Consider the following 22069-nt stretch of genomic DNA (forward strand, 5'->3'; position numbering starts at 1 on the left):
GTTTCCATGGGCGTTTTTGCGCAACAGCAACGCAAATGGTGGGCTTTGCTCGGCGTGAGCATCGCCAGTTTTCTCGGCTGCGTCGACTTCACCATCGTCAATACCGCGCTGCCGGCGCTGCAGGCCGACCTCGGCGCTTCGGTGGACAGCCTGCAGTGGGTGATCAACGGCTTTATCCTGGCGCTGTCCAGCGCCATGGTGCTGGTCGGCCGGCTGGCCGACCTGAAAGGCCGCCGACGGGTGCTGAATATCGGGCTGGGTGTGTTCGGGCTGGCGTCTCTGGCGGCGGGACTGGCCAGCGGCATCGATACACTGGTGGCGGCCCGGGTCGCCCAGGGCCTGGCCTGCGCGGTGCTGTACACCGCGTCGGGGGCGATCGTCGCGGCCACCTTCGCCAGCGAGGAGCAGGGCAAGGCGTTCGGCGTGCTGTTCGGTGTCAACGGCATCGGTCTTGCCGCGGGGCCGGTGCTGGGCGGGCTGATCACCAGCGCCTTCGGCTGGCAGTGGATCTTCCTGGTCAACGTGCCGTTCGTGCTGCTGAGCCTGGCGATCATTGCCGTGGCGGCGGACGAGTCGCGGGCCGGCGAGGCGGGCGCGCGGCTCGACTGGCTGGGCGCGGTGCTGTTGCTGGTGGGCTTGCCGAGCCTGGTGCTGGTGATCGTCCAGGGCGCCGCCTGGGGCTGGACCTCGGTCAATACCCTGGGCCTGCTGGCGGTGGCGCTGCTCGCCTTGCTGGTCTTCGTTGGGGTCGAACTGCGCGTCGATGCACCGATCATCGACCTGCGCCTGTTCGCCAACCGCCGTTTCGTCGCGGCGGTCACCGCCAGCTTCGGCCTGGCGGTGTTCTATTGCGTGGCGTTCTTCGTGATGCCACTGTACCTGGCGTTGATCCGTGGCGAGAGCGTGCAGGCCAGCGGCCTGCTGTTGCTGCCGACAACGCTCGGGGTGGCGTTGCTGTCGCCGCTGGTGGGCCGCCTGGTGGACCGCAAGGGCCCGGCGCTGCTGGTGCAGGCCGGGCTGCTGCTGTTCGTGCTGTCCGCCGTACTGCAGGCAGCATTCGGCGAGCACACCTCGCTGGTGCATCTGTTGGGCGCATTCGCCGTGATGGGGCTGGGTTGGGCCTGCATCCTCGGACCCTCGACGGTGCTGGGGATCTCGTCGGTGCCGCAGCAGGTGAGCTCGGTGGCCATGGGCTCGCTGATGACCCTGCACAATGTCGGCGGCGGGCTGGGGCTGGCAGTCGGGGTAGGGTTGTACCGGGCGGTGGCGGTCGACACGCTGTCCGCAGCCACGGGCGTGCCGGTGCAGACCGACTGGCTGGCCCGGGCGGCGGCTGCGCCGGAGCAGGGTGCGACCTTGTTGGCCGAGCACCTGGGGCAGGGCGACGATGTCCTGCAGGGCTGGGTGCATGCCGCGTTCCTCGACGGTTACCAGGCGCTGATGGTGTTCCTCGCCGTCAGCCTGTTGCTGGTCTGGGGTGGCGTGACCCTGCTGCTGCGAGCGCAGAAGGCAACCGTACCCGCCCAGGAGCCCAGCCATGGCAAGGCGTGACGGCCGCCTGCGGCTGGGGGCCTTTCTCTCCGGCGCCGGCGCTCACGCCGGCAGCTGGCGACACCCACAGGCCGACGCCGATGCCTCGATCAACTTCGAGCGCTACCGGCAGTACGCCCAGACCTTGGAGCACGGGCGTTTCGACGCGCTGTTCCTCAACGACAACGTCGCCGTCGGCGAGCTGGACCCACGGGTGCTGCGCAGCAGCGCCTACAGCCTGCGCTGGGACCCGCTGACCCTGTTACCGGCGCTGGCGGTGGTGACCCGCCATATCGGCCTGATCGCCACTGCCAACACCAGTTTCAACGAGCCCTACAACATCGCCCGCAGCTTCGCCTCCCTCGATCATCTGTCCGGAGGCCGCGCCGGCTGGAACCTGGTTACCGCGCTGATCGGTGGCGAGAACTTCAACCAGGGGGCGCACCTGCCTCACGCCGATCGCTATGCCCGTGCCGAGGAGTTCTTCGACGTGGTCACCGGGCTCTGGGACAGCTGGGCGGACGATGCCTTCCCGCTGGACAAGGCCTCCGGTACATGGCTGGAGCCTGCGCGCATGCGGGTGCTCGACCACCAAGGCGAGCATTTCCGCGTGCGTGGCCCATTGAATGCCCCACGCCCGGTGCAAGGCTGGCCGGTGATCGCCCAGGCCGGTTCCTCGCAGGCTGGTAGAGCGCTGGCGGCGCGCAGCGCCGAACTGGTGTTCACCGCCCAGCAGACCTTGAGCGAGGGCCAGGCGTTCTACGCCGACATCCACCAGCGCCTGGCCCTGGCCGGGCGGGCACCGGAGTCGTTGCTGGTGTTTCCGGGCATGGCGCCGGTGGTGGGCCGCACGGCCAGCGAAGCCCAGGAGAAGCACGAGCAGCTGCAGGCGCTGGTGGATCCGGAGGCGGCGCTCAAGGCGTTGTCGTTCCTGCTGGACATCGGCATCGATCTGGAGCGGCTGCCGGCGGATGCCCCGGTGCTGCTGCCGGACCCTTTGCCGTTGACCGAGCGGCACAAGAGCCGCCAGCAGTTGGTGGTGGACCTGATCCGCCGCGAACGGCCCACCGCCAGGCAGTTGCTGGCCAGGCTCGGCGCGGGCGGGCACCGGCTGCTGGTGGGCACGCCCGGTCAGATCGTCGAGGAGATGGCCTGCTGGTTCGAGGAAGGGGCGGCGGATGGCTTCAACCTGCTGTTTACCCACCTGCCGGGCGGGCTGGATGATTTTGTCGGGCAGGTGGTGCCCGAGTTGCAGCGGGTGGGGTTGTTCCGGCGCGAGTACGAGGGGCGCACGTTGCGGGAGAATCTGGGGCTGCGGTATGTGCCCAATCGATATTTTCAGGGCTGAGGATCGCTGGGGGCGCGTTGCGCCCCTTTCGCGGCACAAGGCCGCTCCTACAGGTGATCGCGTGCCTGTGTAGGAGCGGCCTTGCCGAGGCGTCGGACCGGCCGGAAAGGGCTGCATCGCAGCCCCAGGGCCTCAACCCCGCTGATCGAAGAAATGCCCCATCAGCTGCAACAACGGCCGCCGCCGGTTCTTCACCGCGAACTCCCACTCATGGGTCTGCGACGGCGCATGGCCGACCTCATGCTCGCTCAGCAGCTTCTGCACCTGGGCCAACCGGTACCACGGCACCGAGGGGAAGGCGTGGTGGACGATATGCAGGTTGAAGTTGAGGATCACATAGCGCGACCACAGCGGCAGGTCCTTGCAGTCATGGGAAACGCCGTCCTGCTCCCAGAACTGCAGGCGGTCGGCGTCCCGCGCAAGCAACGGCGCCTCGGCATGGTGCGGCAGGTTGAGCAGCTCGACCATGAAGAACAGGAACACCCAGGTGATCCCGTAGAACAGCACCAGGTCCAGCAGGTGCCCCAGGCTCCAGGCCAGCACGGCCGCCGCCAGGTACCCGACCAGGTACAGGCGGGCGAAGCGGATCTCCTTGAGAATCCTCGGCGAACTGTCGCCCTTGGCCCGGGCAATGAACGGCGCGCGCCAGTTGAGCAGGAAATGGTTGGCGGCGATCATCGGGATCCAGTGCTTCCAGACGAACTCCAGGGTGCGCTCCTGCTTTTTGGTCATCACCGAAAAGCGCTCGATCATGCCGCGGTTCTCCGGGTCGTTCACCGGGTGTGCGGTCCAGGTGTGGTGGGCCATGTGGAAGCGCCGACGGACCAGGAACGGCAAGGCGATCAGCCAGCCGTTGCAGTGACCGATGAAGTCGTTGAACCGGCGATTGGCCGAGGCGGCGCCGTGGGTCGCCTCGTGCATGATCAGGTAGAGCTGCACCGTGGCAAGGCCTGCCAGCGCCAGGCCCAGCAACTGCAGGGCGGTGGAGTCGGCGAGCCAGAGATTCCAGGCCACCGCCAACAACGCCAGGTCGGCGACCCAGAGCATCACGGTCCAGGGTTCCCGGGCGCCGTCGGGGATCTGTTTTCTTACACTAAGCCATTGGTCCTTGGTCACTTGCAAAAACTCCGATCGGTTAGCTGGCGGCCCGGGAAGCCGGGGCCGCGGGAAGGCTGCAGAGGTTGTTGGCCAGGTGCGCGTAGGCCAGGTCGAAACGGGCGATGTCGTCGTCGAAGCCGTGGCTGCGCGGCGCCACGTCGAAGTCCTGGAACACCAGCTGGATGCAGTCGTAGCGCGTGCCGTTCTCCAGGTGCCAGGCCGGCAGGTAGGCGGTGATGGCAAAGCCCAGGCGGCGCAGGCTGGCCAGCAGTTCGAGCTTGTCGGCCAGGATCACCAGGCTGACGTACTCGGCCTGCGCATGTTGGCGCAGCAGTGCGCCCAGCTCCGCCAGCACGGCTTGGCTTGACAGGTAGCGACCGCACTGGCCCGACAGCATCAGCGCGCGGGCCTCAGGATCGTGGGTGTAGCTGAGCTGGCCATGGCGTTCGGCGCCGGTGGGGCCGCTCAGAAAGGTGTCCGGGTAGCTGCCCGGGGTGACGCCGAGCCGCAGGGCGGTGTAGAGCAGGCGGCGGACGAATTCGGCGGCGCGGGTGGTCACGTACCAGGGCGCAACATGGACAAAGCCGGCCTGCAGCACCGGCTGGATGGCGGTCAGGTGATATTCGCGCAGGCCGTCGACCGTGTCCGGGCCGCCGTCATGCCCCACCAGCACGGCGGGGCGGATCTTGTTCATGACGCTGTGGCTTGCGATGTTGCGGGTGATGTAGAAGCCCAGCTCCACGGGCTCGGGCCGGTGGGTCTCAAAGCCCAGGCGGATCAGGCTGGAGATGGCGCCGGTCCTGCGCGCATCGGGGTGGATGACCCCGTGGCAGACTTCCCACGAGCGGTTCCAGGGGCGACGGGCGATGCAGCAGCAACCGAGCAGCTGGCCCTGGGCCTCGGCAACGAACCACTGTTGTTGCCCACTGCCCATGGAGTGGCGGATATAGCCCGGGTTCTGGCAGGGGTGGGTGGTCTGCCCATACACCTGCTGGAACAGCGCGGCGAGGGCTTCGATATCGGCGGGGCTGGCCGGGCGATAACGCAGTGATTCGGTTTCCGGCAACGGCGCAACGGCCGTTTGCGGCGAACGGGTCGCAGTCATGACGCACCTTTTGTATTTATTGAAGGCGAACGAATGCAGTGACCGCCCAAGGCGGGTCACAGGCACGTGGCGGGGTGGGTGCAGGGGTCAGTGACGGGGATGTCGTCGCAGGTCGGCGCGGCTGGGTGATGCGTGTAGAGGGTGAGGCGAGGGTGCGTCATCCGTGAGCATGGCCATCATACGACTCCTGTACATGGCGGGTTCTTGTCCAAGGCCAGCGGAAATCCTTGCCGCTGCCAGGAAACGGACTATAGAGCCACGCCATGGGCCGTCAAACGGGGGGCGACCGGCGTCTGCAACGCGGTGCCCCGTCACGGTGCCGAGGCGGCGGGCAGGCCCGCCCCCTGTTTTTCGGCACGCAAGGTCCCCAGGTGAAACGCTGTAGGAACAGGCTTACATACAAGTGGCCGTAAGGATGACTCTGCGTTCAGATATCGCTGCCCTTGAGGCGGGCAAGGCCGCTGTCGCGCTCGGGCTTTGCATGGCCCTGCAGCGGCTCTGGCAGGGGCTGCCCAGCCGTGCTGTAGACCTTGGTGCGACTGCCCAGGCCGTCCACCAAGGTGCCTTGCAACGGGTATCGGCTTGGCGGCTTGTCGCGGGCCTTGAGGTCAGCGATCACCTCGTCGAGCAGGGCGTCGATCTGTGCGCTGTCCTGATGGTGGGCCGTGGTGATCAGGTGCGCGGTGTCGCCCGAGGTGGCCAGGCAATGGCGTTTCCACACGCTGGCCGAAGGGCAGGGGAACACCACGGTGATCGAGTTGGGGTTGCGCCAGGCCTCGATGCCGGCCGCCCGCAGCCGGTCCACCGCGTGCTGGGCCAGGTCCAGGCAGCGCTGGATGCGCTCGCGCCAGTCCTCCCGCGACCGGCTGCACAGGGCGGCCCACATCATCAGTGGCGTGTGGCCGTTGCGCGAGCCGCTGATGGTCTGGTCGCGGGCGCTGATGTAGTCGATTTCCACCGAGATGCGCTCGACGTTGCCGCGCCGCGCCACGACGATGCCGCAGGGCATCGGCGAGCCGATCATCTTGTGCCCGGAGACGCAGATCGAGTCGATGCCGTCGGCGAACGAGTAGGGCTCGGGGGCGTCGACGAAGGGCAGGATCATGCCGCTCAGGGCCGCGTCGGCATGCAGGTAGTAGTCCTCGCGGCGAATGCCGGCCTGGGCCAGGCGCTGCTGGATGGTGGCGATGTTGTCGGTGGCGCCGCGCAGGGTGGTGCCGAGGTTGGCAAAGATGATCGGGTGGCGTTCGCCATCGGCGGCGATCTGCGCGACCAGGTCGTCGTAGTCCATCTCGCCATTGGCCTGGGATTCCACCACCTGGGCCTTGATGCGCAGCAGGCGGACGATCTTGGCCACCGAATAGTGGGTGTCCTTCGAGTAGTAGAGGATGGCGTCGGGGAACAGCTCGCGGGCCAGGTAGCAGCCGAACATGTTGCCTTCGGTGCCGCCGTTGGTGACATAGCCCCAGCTGTCCTCGAACGGGATGTGGAACAGCTCGGCGAAGAAGCGCATCACTTCGCGCTCGAAGTCGAAGGAGTTGAGCAGGTAGTTGCTGGGCTCGTTCCAGTCGCCGCAGTTGTTGATGGAAAAACGCATGAAGCGGTGCAGCAGGCTGTAGTCGAAGTCGGCCGACTCGGGGTAGCCGACGTTGAAGTACTGGTGGGTGAGGCAGTATTGCCAGAAGGCCTCGAGACGCTTGTGGTTGGCGGGTGAGAATGTCATGTCCAGCTCCATGGTGCGCGCTCGGCCAGCCAGGGCCGAGCGCGGTGCGGGTGAAAGTCCTTGTCAGTGCCGCATCAGGCTCAGGCGGCCAGGGTGGCGCCGCCGTCGACCACGATATCCTGCAGGGTCACGTGGCCGGCCTGCTCGCAGGCCAGGAACAGCACCACATTGGCGATGTCGTCGGGCGTGGCGATCTTGCCCAGCGGCACGCCGAGCTTGAACTGCCCGGGCAGGCCGTCGACCAGCTGGCGCTCGAGCGCCGGGTCGCCGAGCATGCCGGCGAGCATCGGCGTGCGCGTCGAGCCCGGCGAGACCACGTTGCAGCGCACGCCATAGGGCGCCAGTTCCAGGCCCACGCAGTGGCTCAGGCTCACCAGTGCGGCCTTGGAGGCGCAGTAGGCGGCCATGTTCAGGCGGGGTACATGGGCGGCGTTGGAGGCGACGTTGACGATGGCGCCGCGGCGCTGGCGGCGGAACACCGGGGTCCACTGGCGCATCAGGTAGAACGGCGCGCTGACATTGACATCCAGGCAGCGCTGCCAGTCCTCCCAGGACACCTCGTCGCTGCGCCCCAGGCGCAGCACGCCGGCGACATTGACCAGTACGTCCAGATACTGTGCCTGCTCCTTGAGGCGGTCGCAGACCCGCTGTACGTCGGCCGGATCGGTGAGGTCGACATGCAGCAGCGGGAACGGCACCTCGGCCTCCTCGCAGTCCAGGCCGATGACCTCGGCGCCTTCGTCGAGAAACTGCTGCGCCACGCAGCGGCCGATGCCACTGGCGGCACCGGTGACCAGCACGCGCCGGCCGGTGAAACGGGCCATGGCCATCAGGCGGCACCCCGCGCTTGCACCAGCGACCACCAGCCGTCCAGGGTCGGTGCGTTGGCCAGTTCCTCGAAGCTGACGGCGATGCCGCGCTGCTTGAGCTCGGCGGCCAGCTTCATCACCTGCAGCGAGTCCAGCCCGTAGAAGATCAGGCTTTCCTGCGGGTCGAGGTCGCTGTCGTCCTCGATCATCTGGCGCACCCGGCCGTGCAGCCAGTCGCGGGTGGTTTCGCCCGCGGGCTGGGTCAGCAGGGTGGCGGTGTCGGTGACATGGCCGCAGCGGGTGGCCACGTACTTCAGGGCCAGGCGGTGCTCCTCCTCGGAGAAGTCGGCCACCGCATCGCCCACCAGGAAGGCCTGGATATCGTTCATGAAGGCGTCGGCGGCGGTGATCATGCAGCCGATATGGGCGTACACGCCGCCGATCAGCAACTGGTCGCGCCGCCAGTCGCGCATGCGCTCGAGCAGGTCGGAGCGCTGGAAGGCGCTGTAGCGCCACTTGGTCAGCACGGTATCGCCCGGCTGCGGCGCCAGGGCGTCGATGATCGGTTGCTGCTCGGGGCTGGCCGCCGGCAGGCCCGGGCCCCACATGGCGTTGAGCAGGGCGCGGTCCTCGGGCGGCTGTTCATGGGGCTGGGCGGTGTAGACCACCGGGATGCCCTGCTCGCGGGCCCACTGGATCAGCCGCGACAGGTTGTCCACCAGGGCGGTGAGCAGGGCGCCGTCGGGCTGGTAGAAACGCAGGAAGTAGCGCTGCATGTCGTGGATCAGCAGCACGGCGCGGGCCGGGTCGGGCTGCCACTGGGTCTTGTTGGCCGGGTAGCTGGCCCGCTGTGGCATGGCATAGTCGTGGATGGTTGGAATGGTCATGTCGGGTCCTTGGACGGTCAGGCGGTCGGGGCGACGGCGAGCAGCGCGCGCAGTTGCTTCTTGTCGATCTTGCCCACTGCGGTCAGCGGCATGGCGTCGATCAGCCGGATCCGGTCCGGGAGCTTGTACTCGGCGATGCCCAGGCCCATCAGGTGACGGCGCAGGGCAATCGGCTTGAGCTGCGGATTGCGCGAGACGATGAAGGCGCAGCTCTTTTCGCCGAGCAGGTCGTCGGGCAGCGCCACCAGGGCGGCGTGGGTCACGTCCGGGTGCATGACGATCAGGTTCTCGATCTCTTCCGAGGCGACCTTCTCGCCGCCGCGGTTGATCTGGTCCTTGACTCGGCCGACCACCCGCAGGTTGCCGTCGGCGCTGCGCTGGACGATGTCGCCGGAGTGGTAGAAGCCGTCCTGGTCGAACACCTGGGCGTTGTGCTCGGGGCTTTTGTAGTAGCCGCAGAAGGTATAGGGGCCACGGGTGGCGAGCATGCCTGGCTCGCCGTCGGCGACCGGCTGGCCCTGCTCGTCGAGGATGCGCACTTCGTCCAGCTCGCTGATCGGCCGGCCCTGGGTGGTGAACACCTGCTCGTCGCTGTCATCCAGCCGGGTGTAGTTGACCAGGCCCTCGGCCATGCCGAACACCTGTTGCAGCCTGCAGCCCAGCACCTCGGGAACCTGCCGGGCCAGGGCCTCGGCGAAACTGGCGCCGCCGACCTGCAGCAGGCGCAGGCTACGCAGCTTGGCGGCGTGCCCGGGGGCGGCCTGCAGCCACAGGGCCACGGCGCTGGGCACCAGGGCGGCCATGGTCACGGCGTGGCGCTCGATCAGGGCGAAGCAGTTCAACGGCTCCGGGTTGGCCGCCATGACGATGCAGCCGCCGGCGTGCAGCACGCCCAGGCCACCGGGGGAACTGAGGGTGTAGTTGTGCGCCGCGGGCAGGGCACAGAGAAAGCGTGTGTCGCTGTCCAGTGCGCAGATCTGCGCGCTGGCCCGCACGCTGTAGGCGTAGTCGTTGTGGGTGCGCGGAATCAGCTTGGGAGTGCCGGTGCTGCCGCCGGACAGCTGGAACAGCGCCACTGCGCAGGCAGCGCTGGGCGCGTAGTGGGTGCCGCGCACATCGGCGCTGGCGCTCCAGTCGTCGAGGGCATCGAGCATCAGCGTCAGCTTCGGACGCAGGCCTTCCTTGGCCAGGTCGTCGAGGAACGCGTCGTTGCGGAACACCTCGTGCTCGGCCGAGGCGATCAGCAGGGCGGGGTGGATCTGCCGGGCAAAGGCGCCCAGCTCGTGCTGGCGGTGGCTGTAGAGCGCGTTGACCGGGGCGATGCCGGCCTTGAACAGGGCGAACAGCACGATGTAGAACTCGGCGACGTTGGGCAGCTGCACCAGCGCCGTGTCGCCCTGGCCCAGGCCGTGGGCGGCCAGGCGCGAGGCCAGGTTGGAGGCGCGCCGGTCCAGTTCGCCGTAGCTGATGCGGCGCTCGCCACAGAGGATCGCCGGTGCTTGTGGCTGCGCGGCGGCGCGCTCGATCAGCAACTGGCTGAGCGGCTGGTCGTTCCAGTAGCCGGCGGCGCGATAGCGCTGCGCCCGGTCCGCGGGCCAGGGGGTGAATTCGATAGTCATGAAGGTCTCGGAAAACGGATTTGAGGTCAATGGTCCAGGCCGCAGGCACGCAGCATGGTGCCGAGCTTGGTCTGCACTTCGTTCCATTCGGTATCGGGGCTGGAGGCCTCGACGATGCCGGCGCCGGCGAACAGGCGCACGCGCTGGCCGTTGAAGGTGCCGCAGCGGATGGTCACTACCCACTCGCCGTTACCCTGGGCGTCGCACCAACCGACCATGCCGGTGAACAGGCCGCGCTCGAAGGGCTCGACAAAACGGATCAACTGGCGTGCCCGCTCGGTGGGATAGCCGCACACGGCGGGAGTCGGGTGCAGGCGGCAGGCCAGTTGCAGGGCGTCGATATCGGCCGTGGCCAGTTCGCCCTCGATGCGGGTGGACAGGTGCCACAGCGCGGCGGTGCTGATCAGCGACGGTCGCTCGGGAACCTGCAAGCGGCTGCACAGTTCGCCGACGCGCTGGGCGATGTCCTCGGTGACCAGACGGTGCTCGTAGTGGTCCTTCTCCGACGCCGCCAGCCATTGCGCATTGGCGCGGTCGGCCTCGGGGTCGGCCATGCGCCGCACGGAGCCGGCCAGCGGGTTGCTGACGAACGCCGTGCCTTGCTTGTGCACCAGCAGCTCCGGGCTCACACCCAGCAGGGTGGCGCCATCGGCCAGGGGCACGCGGAAGTGGTAGCCCTCGCGGTTCAGTGCTTTCAGGTTGGCCTGCACCTGTGCCGGGTCCACGGGTGCGGCAAAGTGCAGTTCACGCTGCACCGAGAGCACGGCCTTGCGCACATCGCTGTGCTGGAAGTTGACGATGGCGTGGCGCACGGCGCGCTTGAAGCCGTGTTCGTCGGGGATGTTGGCCTGGCTGAGCAACGCCGGCAGTGCGCCGGCCTGGGCGGGAGCCGCGGTGCGCGCCTGCCAGGCATAGGCCTGGGGGACGTACAGGCTGCAAGCCTGGGTGGTGTCGAAGGGGATGGCGCCGACCACGATGGGGTTGTCCTGCCCCGCCTGGCGGGCGCGTTCGAAGGCCTGGTCGATGCTGCGCCGCAGTGCGCCGCCGGCCAGATGGCTTCCTTGCGCCGGGGTGTCGATACGCTCGCGCAGACCGCTGACGCTCAGTTCGCGGTCGCCGGATGTGAATGAAAAGCTCGAGTCCTCTTGGATGAGCGGCACGGTGTCCCTGTCTTGCAAACGCAGGGTGCCTGTCTTCATGGGTAGCCTCCTTGGCGGTGGGTGAGAAAGAAAACCTTGAAATATAATCATTCTCGTTAGTAAATATGAGGACGCGAAACACATGGATTTGTCAACCACGCGGGTAAGCGATGAGAGAGTTAACTTCGATGCAGGCCGCCTGTTGGATCGGGCGGGATGCACATGCGGCACTGGGTGGCGTCAGCGCTCACCTGTATGCCGAGTTCGATGGCCAGGCCATCGATGTGGCGCGCCTGACGGGCGCACTTGAGGGGCTGTACCGGGCGCATTCGATGCTCAGGCTGCGCATCGACGGGCAGGGGCGGCAGACCATCGACGAGGCGCTGTGCGCCCAGCTGGAGCTGGAGGATTTCAGCCACCTGGACGGGCCGGCGGTGGAGCGGCGCCTGCTGGAGAAACGTCACCAGTGGAGCCACCAGCGCCTGGACCTGAATGCCGGCCAGGGCGCACGCTTCGGCCTCAGCCTGCTGCCGGGCGATGCCAGCCGGCTGCATGTGGACACCGACATGATCGCGGTGGACCCGTCGAGCTTCCGGGTGCTGATGGAAGACCTGGCCCGGCTGTACGACACCCCTGGAACCGTGCTGCCGACCACGCCGAGCTACTTCGACTGGCTGGACCAGGTGCGTGCCGATGCCGACCTGCACGCCGCCCGCAGCCGCGACCGCGGCTGGTGGCGAGCACGCCTGGCGCAGATCGCCCCGGCGCCCTCGTTGCCCTTGCTTGCGCCAGGGCCGGCGCGCAGCGAGCGCCTTGCCGCCCGGCTCGAACGTGCCCAGTACCGCGCCTTGCAACAGGCGGCGCGGGCGCAGCGGATCACCTCGTCGGCGTTGATGCTCGGGCTGTTCGCCACCGCCCTGGGTGAACACACCGGGGACCGCCGCCTGCGCCTGAACGTACCGGTGTTCTGGCGCGAGCCGGTGCTGGAGCCGGTGCAACGGATCGTCGGCGAGTTCGCCAACCTGGTGCTGGTCGATGTCGACTTCACCGGCGTCACCAGCCTTGCCGCGCTGTGCCAGGACCTGCACCGGCAATTGGTCGAGCGCCTGGCGCACAGCGCCTATCCGGGCGTGGACCTGATGCGCGACCTGTCGCGCCATCACGGCACGCCGCAACTGGCCCCGGTGGTGTTCACCGCAGGGCTGGACCTGCCCGGTGGCGAGCTGTTCTCCGAGCGCGTGGGCCGGGTGTTCGGGCCGATGGACTGGGTGATCTCCCAAGGTCCGCAGGTGGCACTGGACGCGCAGGTGGCCCAGGTCGATGGCGGCCTGCTGGTCAACTGGGATGTGCGCCTGGACGCACTGCCGGCGGATTGGGTCCAGACGCTGTTCGAGCGCTTCATCGCCTTGGCCGTGGCGGTGGCCGCCGACTCCGGCGCTCTGCACCAGCCATTGGCGATCGAGGCCAGCCGGGATCGCCCTTTGAACGCCCTGCAGCAGGCCTACCTGCTGGGGCGTGGCGAGCATCTGCCGCTGGGCGGCGTGGCCATGCAGGAGTTTCGCGAGTATCGCGGGCGCATGGACCTGGCGCTGCTGCGCAGCCGCCTTACGGACATGGTGCGCCGCCACGACAGCCTGCGCACCCGCATCGACGCCCAGGCGCTGACCCAGTCGGTAAGCGACCAGGTGCAGGTCAACCTGGAGGTGATCGACCTGCACGCCTTGACGGCCGAGCAGGCCCAGGCACAGCTCGACGTTCGTCGTGAGGTCTACGCCCATGCGCTGTCCGACCTTGCCGGGCCGCCCTGGAATGTTACCGCCTTCCAGCTGCCGCAGGGCGAGCTGGTGGTGTTCGTGCGCTTCGATGCGCTGATCCTCGATGGACGCTCCATCGCTACCCTGATGGTCGAACTGTTCGACGGGCACTGCCAGCCGCTGACCGCCAGCGAGCCGACGGCGGCTGTTAACGACCAAAGCGAGGTGCGCAAAGCCGATGCCGAGTATTGGAAGTCAAAGCTGGCAGAGGTTGATGGCGCGCCACGGCTACCGTGGCGCTGCGCTCTGGACAAGGTCGGCGTGGCCCGGTACGCACGCCAGCGTCAGGTGATCCCGGCCCCGGCGTTCAAGGCGCTGAGCCGCGCCGGTGCGCGCGAGGGGCTGTTCAAGAACTCGACGATCATGGCCGTGGTACTGGAAGTGCTCGGCCACTGGCTCGATGAGGGCAGCCTGTGCGTGGCGGTGCCGGTGGCGCCGCCCCAGGACGGCGCGTTCGCCAACCGTTCCAGCTTTATCGCCCTCGATTGGCAACGCAGCCTGCCCACGCTCGCCGAGCGCGCCAAGCGTCTGCAGGCCGATGTGCTGGAGGGCCTGCAGCACCTGGCATTCTCCGGCGTGGACCTGGCCCGCCTGCTGTACGACAGCAACGGCCCGGGCCCGGTACTGCCGGTGGTGTTGACCAATGGCCTGTCCTGGCCGGTGGGCGCGGTCGATGGCCCGATGACCTTGCGCACGGGCCTGACCCAGACGCCCCAGGTGGCCATGGACATCCGCTTCTGCAACACCGCCGAGGGAGGCCTGGTGTTCGAGATCGACTATGCCTGCGAAGCGGTCGATGGCCGTTGGGTCGTACAGTTGCTCGCGGCTTTTGGCCAGGCGGTGGCACAACTGGCCGGGCAGGCCACGTTCGAAGTCCAGGCACGGCAGTTCATCGACCTTGGCCACTACCGCCTGAACAGCAGCGAGGCGCGGGCCGAACCTGTCGATTTCCTCGGGCGTATCGCCCACAACCTGTTCGGCCCGGACAATGGACGCATCGCCTTGTTGCACGGTGAGCGGCGGATCAGCTACGCCGAACTGGGCGAGGGCGTCGCCCGCATCGCCCAGGCTTTCAAGGCCCGGGGCCTGCGCCCTGGCCAGGTAGTCGCGATCTGTCTGCCACGTGGCCCCGAGCACACCATGACGACCCTGGCCTGCGCCCTGGGCGGGCTGGTCTGGGTGCCGATCGACGCGGCGGCGCCCGAGGAGCGCCTGCGCTACCTGCTGGACAACTGCCAGCCCGCGCTGGTGGTCGACGCAGTCGGTCCACTGCTGGCGAGTCCGCCGGCAGCCCTGGACCTGACTGGCCTGGCGGCCTTGTCGGCCAGCAGCGCGCCGGCCTACTACCTCTACACCTCCGGTACCACCGGCAAGCCCAAGTGCGTGGTGCTGAACAACCGCGCCACGGCCAACGTCATCGGCAGCACCCTGGCGCAGTGGCAGGTCAGTCGCAATGACGTGTTCATCTCGGTGACCCCGCTGCACCACGACATGTCGGTGTTCGACGTGCTCGGCAGCCTCTGCGCCGGGGCGGCGCTGGTGTTGCCCGAGCCCGGCGAGGAGAAGGACGCGCTGCGCTGGAACCAGCTGGTCAGGCAGCACGGCGTGAGCCTGTGGTGCTCGGTACCGGCCATTCTCGAAATGCTCCTGGCCTGCCGCCAGGGCGACGGACTGAACAGCCTGCGCCTGCTGGCCCAGGGCGGCGACTACATCAAGCCGGCGGTGATCGCCGAGCTGCGCGAGCAGTTGCCAGCGGCGCGGCTGGTGTCCCTTGGCGGGCCGACCGAGACCACCATCTGGAGCATCTGGCACGAGATCGGCGACCAGGACCTGGCCAAGGTGCCTTACGGCCGGCCACTGCCGGGCAACCGCTACTGGCTGCTGGACGAGCACGGCGAGCATTGCCCGCAGGGCGTCGCCGGGCGTATCCACACCAGTGGCGTGGGCCTGGCCCTAGGCTACCTGCAGGAGAGCGAGCTGGTGCAGAACGACTTCGTCAGCGTGCTCGACGAGCACGGCGCGCCGGTGCGTGCCTTCCGTACCGGCGACCGTGGCCGCTATCGCGAGGACGGCGTGCTGCTGTTCGACAGCCGGGTCAATGGCTATGTAAAGGTGCGCGGCGTGCGCGTGTCGCTGCCGGACATCGAGATCGAGCTGATCCGCCACCCGGCGGTGCAGCAGGTGCTGGTGGTGGACTACGGCGACACGCAACAGGGCGAGGCCTGCATCGGCGCGCTCTATGTGCGGCGCAACGGCGCGCCGCCCGGCGCCGTGGCGCTACGCGAGCATGCCCGGGCGCTGCTGGCGCAGTCCCACGTGCCCACGCGCTTCGTCGAGGTGGCCGAGTTGCCGTTGACGGCCAACGGCAAGCCGGACCGCCGCCGCGCCCGCACGTTGCTGGAAGGCGAAACCGAGCAGGCACCGGCACCGACGCCCAGTGATCCAAAGCGTTGCGCCCAGGTGCTGGCGATCTACCTGCAGGTGCTCGGCGCCACGCAACCGGCCCGGGATTTCCTCGCCATGGGCCTGCGGCCGCAGCACCTCAAACCCCTGGCCGCACGCCTGGGCGAGGCCTTCGCGGTGCGCCTGTCGCCCGCACAGTTGCTGGCGTGCCGCACGGTCGAAGACGTCGAGCGCCTGCTTGCCGCCACGCCTGCCTGAATCAACCGCCCTGGGCCCGGCCCAGGGCGCCATCCGTAGTTTTTGGGAAATCATCGAGCATATGGACATAGCAACCGTAGACATCGCCGGCATCGGCGTCGGACCGTTCAACCTGGGCCTGGCCGCGCTGCTGTCGCGCCACCCGGACCTGCGCTGCGCGTTCCTCGAGCGCAAGGCGGAATTCCGCTGGCACGAGGGGCTGCTGCTGCCGGGCACCACCTTGCAGGTGCCATTCCTCGCAGACCTGGTGACCCTGGCCGACCCGTGCCACCCGTTGAGCTACCTCAACTACCTGCACCAGCACGACCGGTTGTTCCAGTTCTACTACTACGACCACTTCCAGGTGCCCCGGCGCGAATACGATCACTATTGCCGCTGGGCCGCGCGCCAGCTGCCGGCCTGTCACTTCGGCGAGGAGGTCACCGGGGTGCGCTACGATGGCGGCAGCGAGCGCTTCGTCATCGACAGTGTGTCGGTGTCGGGCCTGGAGCGACGCTACAGCAGCCGCGACCTGGCCATCGGCCTCGGCACCCGGCCGTGGCTGCCGGCCTGGGCGCGTACCCGCAGCCAGGCGCCGGTGCTGCACTCGGCGGAGTTCGGCAAGCGCCAGGGCGAACTGGAGCAGTGCCGACGGGTGGTGGTGGTCGGCTCCGGGCAGAGCGCGGCGGAGTGCGTGCTGGCCCTGTTCAATGCGTTGACGCCGGAGCAGGTGGAGGCGGGGGCGTCGATCCACTGGATTACTCGGTCGGGGGGCTTCCATCCCATGGAGTACTCCAAGCTTGGCCAGGAGTGCTTCACCCCGGCCTACATGAACTACTTCCACACCCTGGACCGCGACAAGCGCCGCGAGATCGTCGCGGAGCAGGGCCTGCTGTACAAGGGCATCAGCTTCTCCACCATCGGCGCGATCTACGACCTGATCTACGAGCGTTCCATCGGCGGGCGCGAGCCGGGGCTGACGTTGCTGTCCAGTTGCGAGGTGGAGACGGTCGAGGACCTGGCCTCGGCGGGCCTGCGCATGAGTTTCCGCCACCGCCAGCTGGACCAGCGTGCGACGCTGGAAACCGACGCGATCGTCGCGGCGACCGGCTATGCCCATGCCTGGCCGCAGTGGTTCGAGCAGCTCAAGGGCACGGTGCTGGCCACCGACGCGCACGGTGACTGCATCGTCGGTGAGGATTTCACCGCACAGCGTTGCGATGGCGGCAGTGGCCGGGTGTTCGTGCAGAACGCGGAGATCTTCCAGCATGGCGTCGGCTCGCCGGACCTGGGGCTGGGGCCGGTGCGCAATGCGGTGATCCTCAATCAGTTGCTGGGCAGGGCGCAGTATCGGGTGCCGCAGCGGTCGTCGTTCCAGCTGTACGGGTTGCCGCAGGACTGAGCCATGGGGCTGCTTGCAACTCTGTTCCGTGTGGGAGCGGCCTTGCGTCGCGAAAGGGTCGCGTAGCGGCCCCTGATTTCGAGCCACCATGGAAATTGCAGGGGCTGCTGCGCAGCCCTTTCGCGACGCAAGGCCGCTCCCACAGGGACTAAATAAATCAATGAGTCTTGAGAACGGCCTTGTGCCGCGAAAGGGGCGCAAAGCGCCCCCAGGGTGCTACAACAGCACGTCGCCCAGCGCCCGCCGGCCGGCATCCACCTCGGCAAATACTGCGAACGCCGCCGAAATCATCGCGCACAGGCGCTCGACCTGGACGGCGCTGTAGCGATCACTGCGGTAGGTAACCACCAGCCGCAGCGAGCGCTGGCCGTCGAACACATCCTCCATGATCTCGAACTGCAGGCCGAACATCGATTCGCTCTTGTCCGGGTCGATCTGCTTGTAGCGGATCGCCTGGCCCTCGGGCGTGCGCAGGGCGCCATTGAGGGCGTTGTTGGCGTGGATCTGCACGTACACATCGAACATCAGACCCTCGGCGGGCGTCATGCCCAGTGCCTGCTGGATGGTCTCCATGGGCACGTCGGCATAGGCCATCGAGTCGTTGATCATTCGCGTCACATCGCCCAGCAGGTCGCTCAGCGACTGTTCCGGGGCGAACTGCACGCGGTGGGCGACCATGGTGGTGAAGTAGCCGACGGTGTCGAAGAATGCAGGGTCGGTACGCCCCGAGGCCGAAGTGCCGATCACCAGGTCCGACAGGTTGCCGAGCTTGTGCAGCGACAGGGCGATGGCGGTGTAGATCACGCTGAACAGCGATGACTGGTGCTGCCGGGCACTGGCGCCGAGTTGCTCCAGCACGCCGGGCTCAGGACGCAGCTCCAGCCAGCGCGCACGGGTGGTCGCCTGGTCGGCGGGCAGCAGCGTGGCGTCAGCGGGCAGGGCAAGGCCGCGGGTGGCGTCGCGCAGCAGTTCGGTCCAGTACGCCAGGTGGCGCGGGTTCGGGCCCTGGGCACTCTGGGCGAGGGCGAATTCGTGGAAGGTGCGCGCCGGCGCCGGCCATTGCGGCGCCCGGTCCTGGGCGCGGGCCAGGTAGGCCTCGGCCAGTTCGGCCATGATCACGTTCAGCGACCACTCGTCGATGGCCATGTGATGGACCAGGAACGACAGCACCTGGTGGCCGCTGTGCGGGTCACGCAGCAGGCGTAGCCTCAGTGGCAGTTCGCGGGCCAGGTCGAAGCGGTGCTTCGCCTCGCTGGCAAGGCTCGCGCCGGTGCTCTCGGCGCTGCTCCAGAACCACTTGTAGCGGCCCAGTTCGGCCAGCGGCACGATGCGCTGGCTGGCGTTGTCGCCTTCGCCATGGTAGGTGGTGCGCAGGCTGGCGTGGCGTTCCAGCAGGTCAGTGAAGGCCTGTTGCAGCAGCACTTCGTCCACCGGGTCGTGGAAGTCCAGGGCAAAGGGCAAGTTGAAAATGGTGCCGTAGTCGAAGGCCGCGCAGGCGCGCCACAACGATGCCTGGGCCAGGGCCATCGGTGCCTGCTGGATATCCCCGGCCTGATCGCTGGCCTGGTTGGCTTGCCCTTGACTCAGCTTGGCGCGGGTCGCCAGCGCCGATGCGCTGGGCGAGGCGAAGAAGTCGCTGAAGCGTAGTTCGATGCCGTGCTCGCCCTGCAGGCGCCCGATGATCCGCGTGGCCAGCAGCGAGTGGCCGCCCATGTCGAAGAAGTCGTCGTCCAGGGTCATGCCAGGCTCCGCCAGCGCCTGGCGGAACGCGTCGAGGATGCGTTGCGCGATGTCTGTCGAGGGCGCCTGCGACAGCGGTTCGAGCACCAGTGGCTGGTCACCGGCCTGGGCGTCGTATTCGGCGCGGATGCGTTCGAGCAGGGCTTGTGGCGACTGGCGCAGCACCGCATGGCAGAGCAGGCCGAGCGCGGCCTGCTGTTCGCCGGCCAGCAGCAGGGCCTCGAACGGCGGCTCAGTGGTGGAGTCCCAGGGCGCCGCCTGGCGCGCGCGCAGCAGGGCGTCCATGCCCTCGGCCGCGCTCCGTTCGATACGCAGGCACGGGTACCAGCCGGGTTCCTGGGTCTTGTACAGGTCGCCGTCGTCGCTGAAGTGGTAGCGGCTGTTCAGGCCCGGCGTGGCTTCAACCACCGCCTGCACGGCCAGGGCCAGCAGCGACAGGTCGGCCCGGGGACCAAGGCGCCAGGCGCCCAGTTGCCGGTGCAACCGCTCGGGTTGCTGCTGCTGGGCGAACCAGGCGAGTTCCTCGTGTTCGTCCAGGACCTGGGGCGAGGGTGGGGTGGTGTTGCGTTCCAACATAGCTAGCTTCCTGCTGTTCGATCGTTCAAGGCCCGCGTCGGCCTCACTGCCATCCATGGATCGCGGTGAGTGGCCGCGCAGAGGGGTTGCACCACCGGGGTGCATTGCGTGAATCCCGGGGATTCGTTATGGTGTGAAAGATGCAAATAATTATCATCTAGATTGGCGTACGTCAAAGGAAGCCGTCTGGAATGCACCACGCTCAGGGAGAGGTACCGTGGACAACGGAACGTTCGCGCTTCGTCAGCAGCTGCACCAGCTGTATCAGGATCATCATGGCTGGTTGTGCGACCTGCTGCGGCGCAAGTTGGGCAACTCGGTGGACGCGGCGGACCTGGCCCACGACATCTACCTGCACCTGATGAACAAAGGCCAGGTACCCAGCGCCGAGCAATCGCGCTGCCACCTCACGCAGATCGCCAACGGCAAGGTCATTGACCTGTACCGCCGTCGCCAGCGCGAAAACCGCTACCTCGAAGACCATGGCCTGCTGCCCGAGCCACGGGTGCCGTCGGAGGAGGCGCGGGCGCTGGTGGTCGAAGCGTTGGGTGCGATCGACAGCGCCCTGCAGCGGCACTCGCCCAAGGCGCGCCAGGCCCTGTTGCTGTGCCGCCTCGACGGCATGGCCCATCGCGCCATCGCTGACGAGCTGCGGGTCTCGGTGTCCTCGGTGGAAAAGTACATCGCCGCTGGCCTGCGCACCTGCCGGCGCTATCGGCTGGGCGGCGCCTGAGCGTGCGCAGATTTTCTTGCGGGTTTGACCGCCTCGTGCGGAATACAGGTTGAGAAGGACACGCGGGCAGGGCGCCCCTGGGACGGCCCGGCCCGCTCCTCGAGCTGAAAAGGAGCATTCATGAGTGTTGAACAAGGGGTGGCGGAATCGTCCGCCCGTGGGCCGGTCGCCGCGGTGCTTGCGCCGATACGCGGCCGATTGATCGTCGCCGGGCTGCTCGCCGCCCTGGGCGCCATGCTGACCCTGGCGCCCCTGGCGGCGATCGCCGAGGTCGCCCGGCTGGCCTTCGCCGGCGGGCAGGACGTCGACCAGGCCTGGCCGGTCATCGCCGTGGGGCTGGGTTGCCTGTTTGCCGGCATGGCGCTGATCTCGCTGGGCGACCTGGTGGCGCACCTGGCCGACAACCACATCACCGGCACGCTGCGCCTGGCGATCATCCGTCGCCTCGCGCGGGCGCCGCTGGGCTGGTTCACCAGTCGCGCCTCGGGCGAGGTGAAGCAGGCCATGCAGGACGACATCGGCATCCTGCACAGCCTCACCGCGCACTTCTATACCACCCTCGGGCGCAGCGCCGGGGCGGTGCTGGCCTCGATCGTCTACCTGTTCGCCATGGACTGGCGCATGGCGATCGTGTCGATGCTGCCGTTCCCGCTGTTCTTCCTGTTCTTCGCCCGCGCCCACCAGGCCAGCGCCCGCAACATGCAGGCCTTCGGCGCCGGCATGGGGCGGATCAACCAGGCGGTGGTCGAGTTCGTCAACGGCATCCCGGTGGTCAAGGCCTTCGGTGGCCAGCGCAAGGCCCATGGCAGCTACCGCGAGGCGGTGGACGCCTTCGCCGCGGCCTTCACTGACTTCACCCGGCCGCTGGTCAGCGCCATGGCCAACGCCAACGCAATGATCGCCCCGGTGTCGGTGCTCGGCGTGGTCCTGGCGTTCGGCACCCTGTTCGTCGGCCTGGGTTGGATCACCCCGGTTCAGGTGCTGCCGTTCGCCCTGGTGGCGCCGGGCATCTGCGCACCGTTGCTGTTGCTGGCCTACATCACCCACGACCTGAACAACGCCACCGGCGCCGCCCAGCGCGTGCAGGCGTTGCTGCGCACACCGGTGCTGGAGACCGACGGCCAGGGCGCCGACAAGCTGCCGGCCAATGCTCGAATCGAAGTGCAGGGCCTGGGCTATCACTATGACCCGCGCAATCCGGTGCTGAGCGAGGTGTCGTTCACCCTCGAGCCCGGCACGGTGACGGCGGTGGTCGGTGCCTCGGGGGCCGGCAAGTCGACCCTGGCGCGCCTGCTGCTGCGCTTCTTCGACCCCAGCGCCGGGCGCATCACCCTGGGCGGCGTCGACTTGCGCCAGATCGACAGCGCCCAGCTGTACCGGCGTATCGGCTTCGTCCTGCAGGACGTGCGCCTGATCCATGCCAGCGTGCGCGAGAACATCGCCCTGGGCCGGCCTTCGGCGAGCCAGGAGCAGATCGAGGCGGCGGCGCGGATCGCCAACATCCACGAGCGCATCCTCGCCCAGCCGCGCGGCTACGACGCGGTGATCGGCGAGGACGTGCAGTTCTCCGGCGGCGAGCTGCAACGGCTGAGCATCGCCCGTGCCGTGCTGCTCGACCCGCCGGTGCTGGTGCTCGACGAAGCCACCGCGGCGGCCGACGCCGAGAACGAAGTCAAGCTGCAACAGGCGCTGTCGCGCTTCGCCCAGGGGCGCACGCTGCTGGTGATCGCCCACCGCCTGGACACGGTGATGCACGCCGACCAGATCCTGGTGCTGGACCAGGGCACGGTCGCCGAGCGCGGCAATCACGATGAACTGCTGGCCCGTCGCGGTCTGTACGCCCGCTTGTGGGCCGCCGGGGGTTATGCAAAGGCGCGGGTGACCGCGCAGGTGGAGGAGCACTGAT

At 68.1% G+C, this 22069-nt stretch carries 14 protein-coding genes; 6 read left to right on the forward strand and 8 right to left on the reverse strand.

Annotated elements, in window-relative coordinates; genetic code table 11:
• Positions 1-6: 6 nt before the first annotated feature.
• Both DMX06_RS11390 and DMX06_RS11395 read left to right on the forward strand, forming a co-directional pair.
• Positions 7-1551, forward strand: coding sequence for an MFS transporter (locus DMX06_RS11390; protein WP_110737055.1), 1545 nt, complete (start codon positions 7-9; stop codon positions 1549-1551).
• On the forward strand, positions 1538-2878 hold the full coding sequence (locus DMX06_RS11395; protein WP_181427812.1) for an LLM class flavin-dependent oxidoreductase: 1341 nt from the start codon (positions 1538-1540) through the stop codon (positions 2876-2878). Before DMX06_RS11390 ends, DMX06_RS11395 begins: the two co-directional genes overlap by 14 nt.
• Before the next feature lie 132 nt (positions 2879-3010).
• Here DMX06_RS11395 and DMX06_RS11400 read toward each other — a convergent pair whose 3' ends face one another.
• From DMX06_RS11400 to DMX06_RS11430, 7 genes are all read right to left on the reverse strand, one after another.
• A complete protein-coding gene (locus DMX06_RS11400; RefSeq protein WP_110737057.1) occupies positions 3011-3994 on the reverse strand; it encodes a fatty acid desaturase family protein in 984 nt (327 codons plus the stop codon).
• A gap of 19 nt (positions 3995-4013) precedes the next feature.
• Positions 4014-5081: a GNAT family N-acetyltransferase gene (locus DMX06_RS11405; RefSeq protein WP_110737059.1), complete on the reverse strand. Its 1068-nt coding sequence runs from the start codon at positions 5079-5081 to the stop codon at positions 4014-4016.
• Between the two features lie 427 nt (positions 5082-5508).
• Positions 5509-6804, reverse strand: a complete 1296-nt coding sequence (locus DMX06_RS11410; RefSeq protein WP_110737061.1) for a histidine decarboxylase — start codon at positions 6802-6804, stop codon at positions 5509-5511.
• 80 nt (positions 6805-6884) lie between these two features.
• Positions 6885-7634: a 2,3-dihydro-2,3-dihydroxybenzoate dehydrogenase gene (gene dhbA / locus DMX06_RS11415; RefSeq protein ID WP_110737062.1), complete on the reverse strand. Its 750-nt coding sequence runs from the start codon at positions 7632-7634 to the stop codon at positions 6885-6887.
• Positions 7634-8500, reverse strand: a complete 867-nt coding sequence (locus DMX06_RS11420; protein WP_110737064.1) for an isochorismatase family protein — start codon at positions 8498-8500, stop codon at positions 7634-7636. Before DMX06_RS11420 ends, dhbA begins: the two co-directional genes overlap by 1 nt.
• Before the next feature lie 17 nt (positions 8501-8517).
• The gene (locus DMX06_RS11425) at positions 8518-10119 is read right to left on the reverse strand and encodes a (2,3-dihydroxybenzoyl)adenylate synthase (RefSeq protein ID WP_110737066.1); all 1602 of its coding nucleotides are present in this window, start codon (positions 10117-10119) and stop codon (positions 8518-8520) included.
• Positions 10120-10145: 26 nt separating this feature from the next.
• Positions 10146-11318: an isochorismate synthase gene (locus DMX06_RS11430; RefSeq protein ID WP_110737067.1), complete on the reverse strand. Its 1173-nt coding sequence runs from the start codon at positions 11316-11318 to the stop codon at positions 10146-10148.
• A 128-nt stretch (positions 11319-11446) separates the two neighbouring features.
• Here DMX06_RS11430 and DMX06_RS11435 point away from each other — a divergent pair, with 128 nt between their 5' ends.
• Positions 11447-15733, forward strand: coding sequence for an amino acid adenylation domain-containing protein (locus tag DMX06_RS11435; protein ID WP_258378838.1), 4287 nt, complete (start codon positions 11447-11449; stop codon positions 15731-15733).
• Positions 15734-15794: 61 nt separating this feature from the next.
• Positions 15795-17114, forward strand: coding sequence for a putative histamine N-monooxygenase (gene basC / locus DMX06_RS11440; protein ID WP_110737281.1), 1320 nt, complete (start codon positions 15795-15797; stop codon positions 17112-17114).
• Between the two features lie 216 nt (positions 17115-17330).
• Here the strand turns inward: basC and DMX06_RS11450 are convergent, their stop codons facing one another.
• The gene (locus DMX06_RS11450) at positions 17331-19430 is read right to left on the reverse strand and encodes a condensation domain-containing protein (protein WP_110737072.1); all 2100 of its coding nucleotides are present in this window, start codon (positions 19428-19430) and stop codon (positions 17331-17333) included.
• Positions 19431-19647: 217 nt separating this feature from the next.
• Between DMX06_RS11450 and DMX06_RS11455 the strand changes: the two genes are divergently transcribed.
• Entirely contained in the window at positions 19648-20163 is a 516-nt protein-coding gene (locus tag DMX06_RS11455) for a sigma-70 family RNA polymerase sigma factor (RefSeq protein WP_110737074.1), read from the forward strand.
• Positions 20164-20283: 120 nt separating this feature from the next.
• Positions 20284-22068, forward strand: a complete 1785-nt coding sequence (locus DMX06_RS11460; protein WP_110737076.1) for an ABC transporter ATP-binding protein — start codon at positions 20284-20286, stop codon at positions 22066-22068.
• The last annotated feature ends 1 nt before the right edge of the window (position 22069 follow it).

Origin of the sequence: Pseudomonas mosselii, from assembly GCF_003205295.1 — a bacterium.
GTDB classification, from domain to species: Bacteria; Pseudomonadota; Gammaproteobacteria; order Pseudomonadales; family Pseudomonadaceae; genus Aquipseudomonas; species Aquipseudomonas mosselii_B.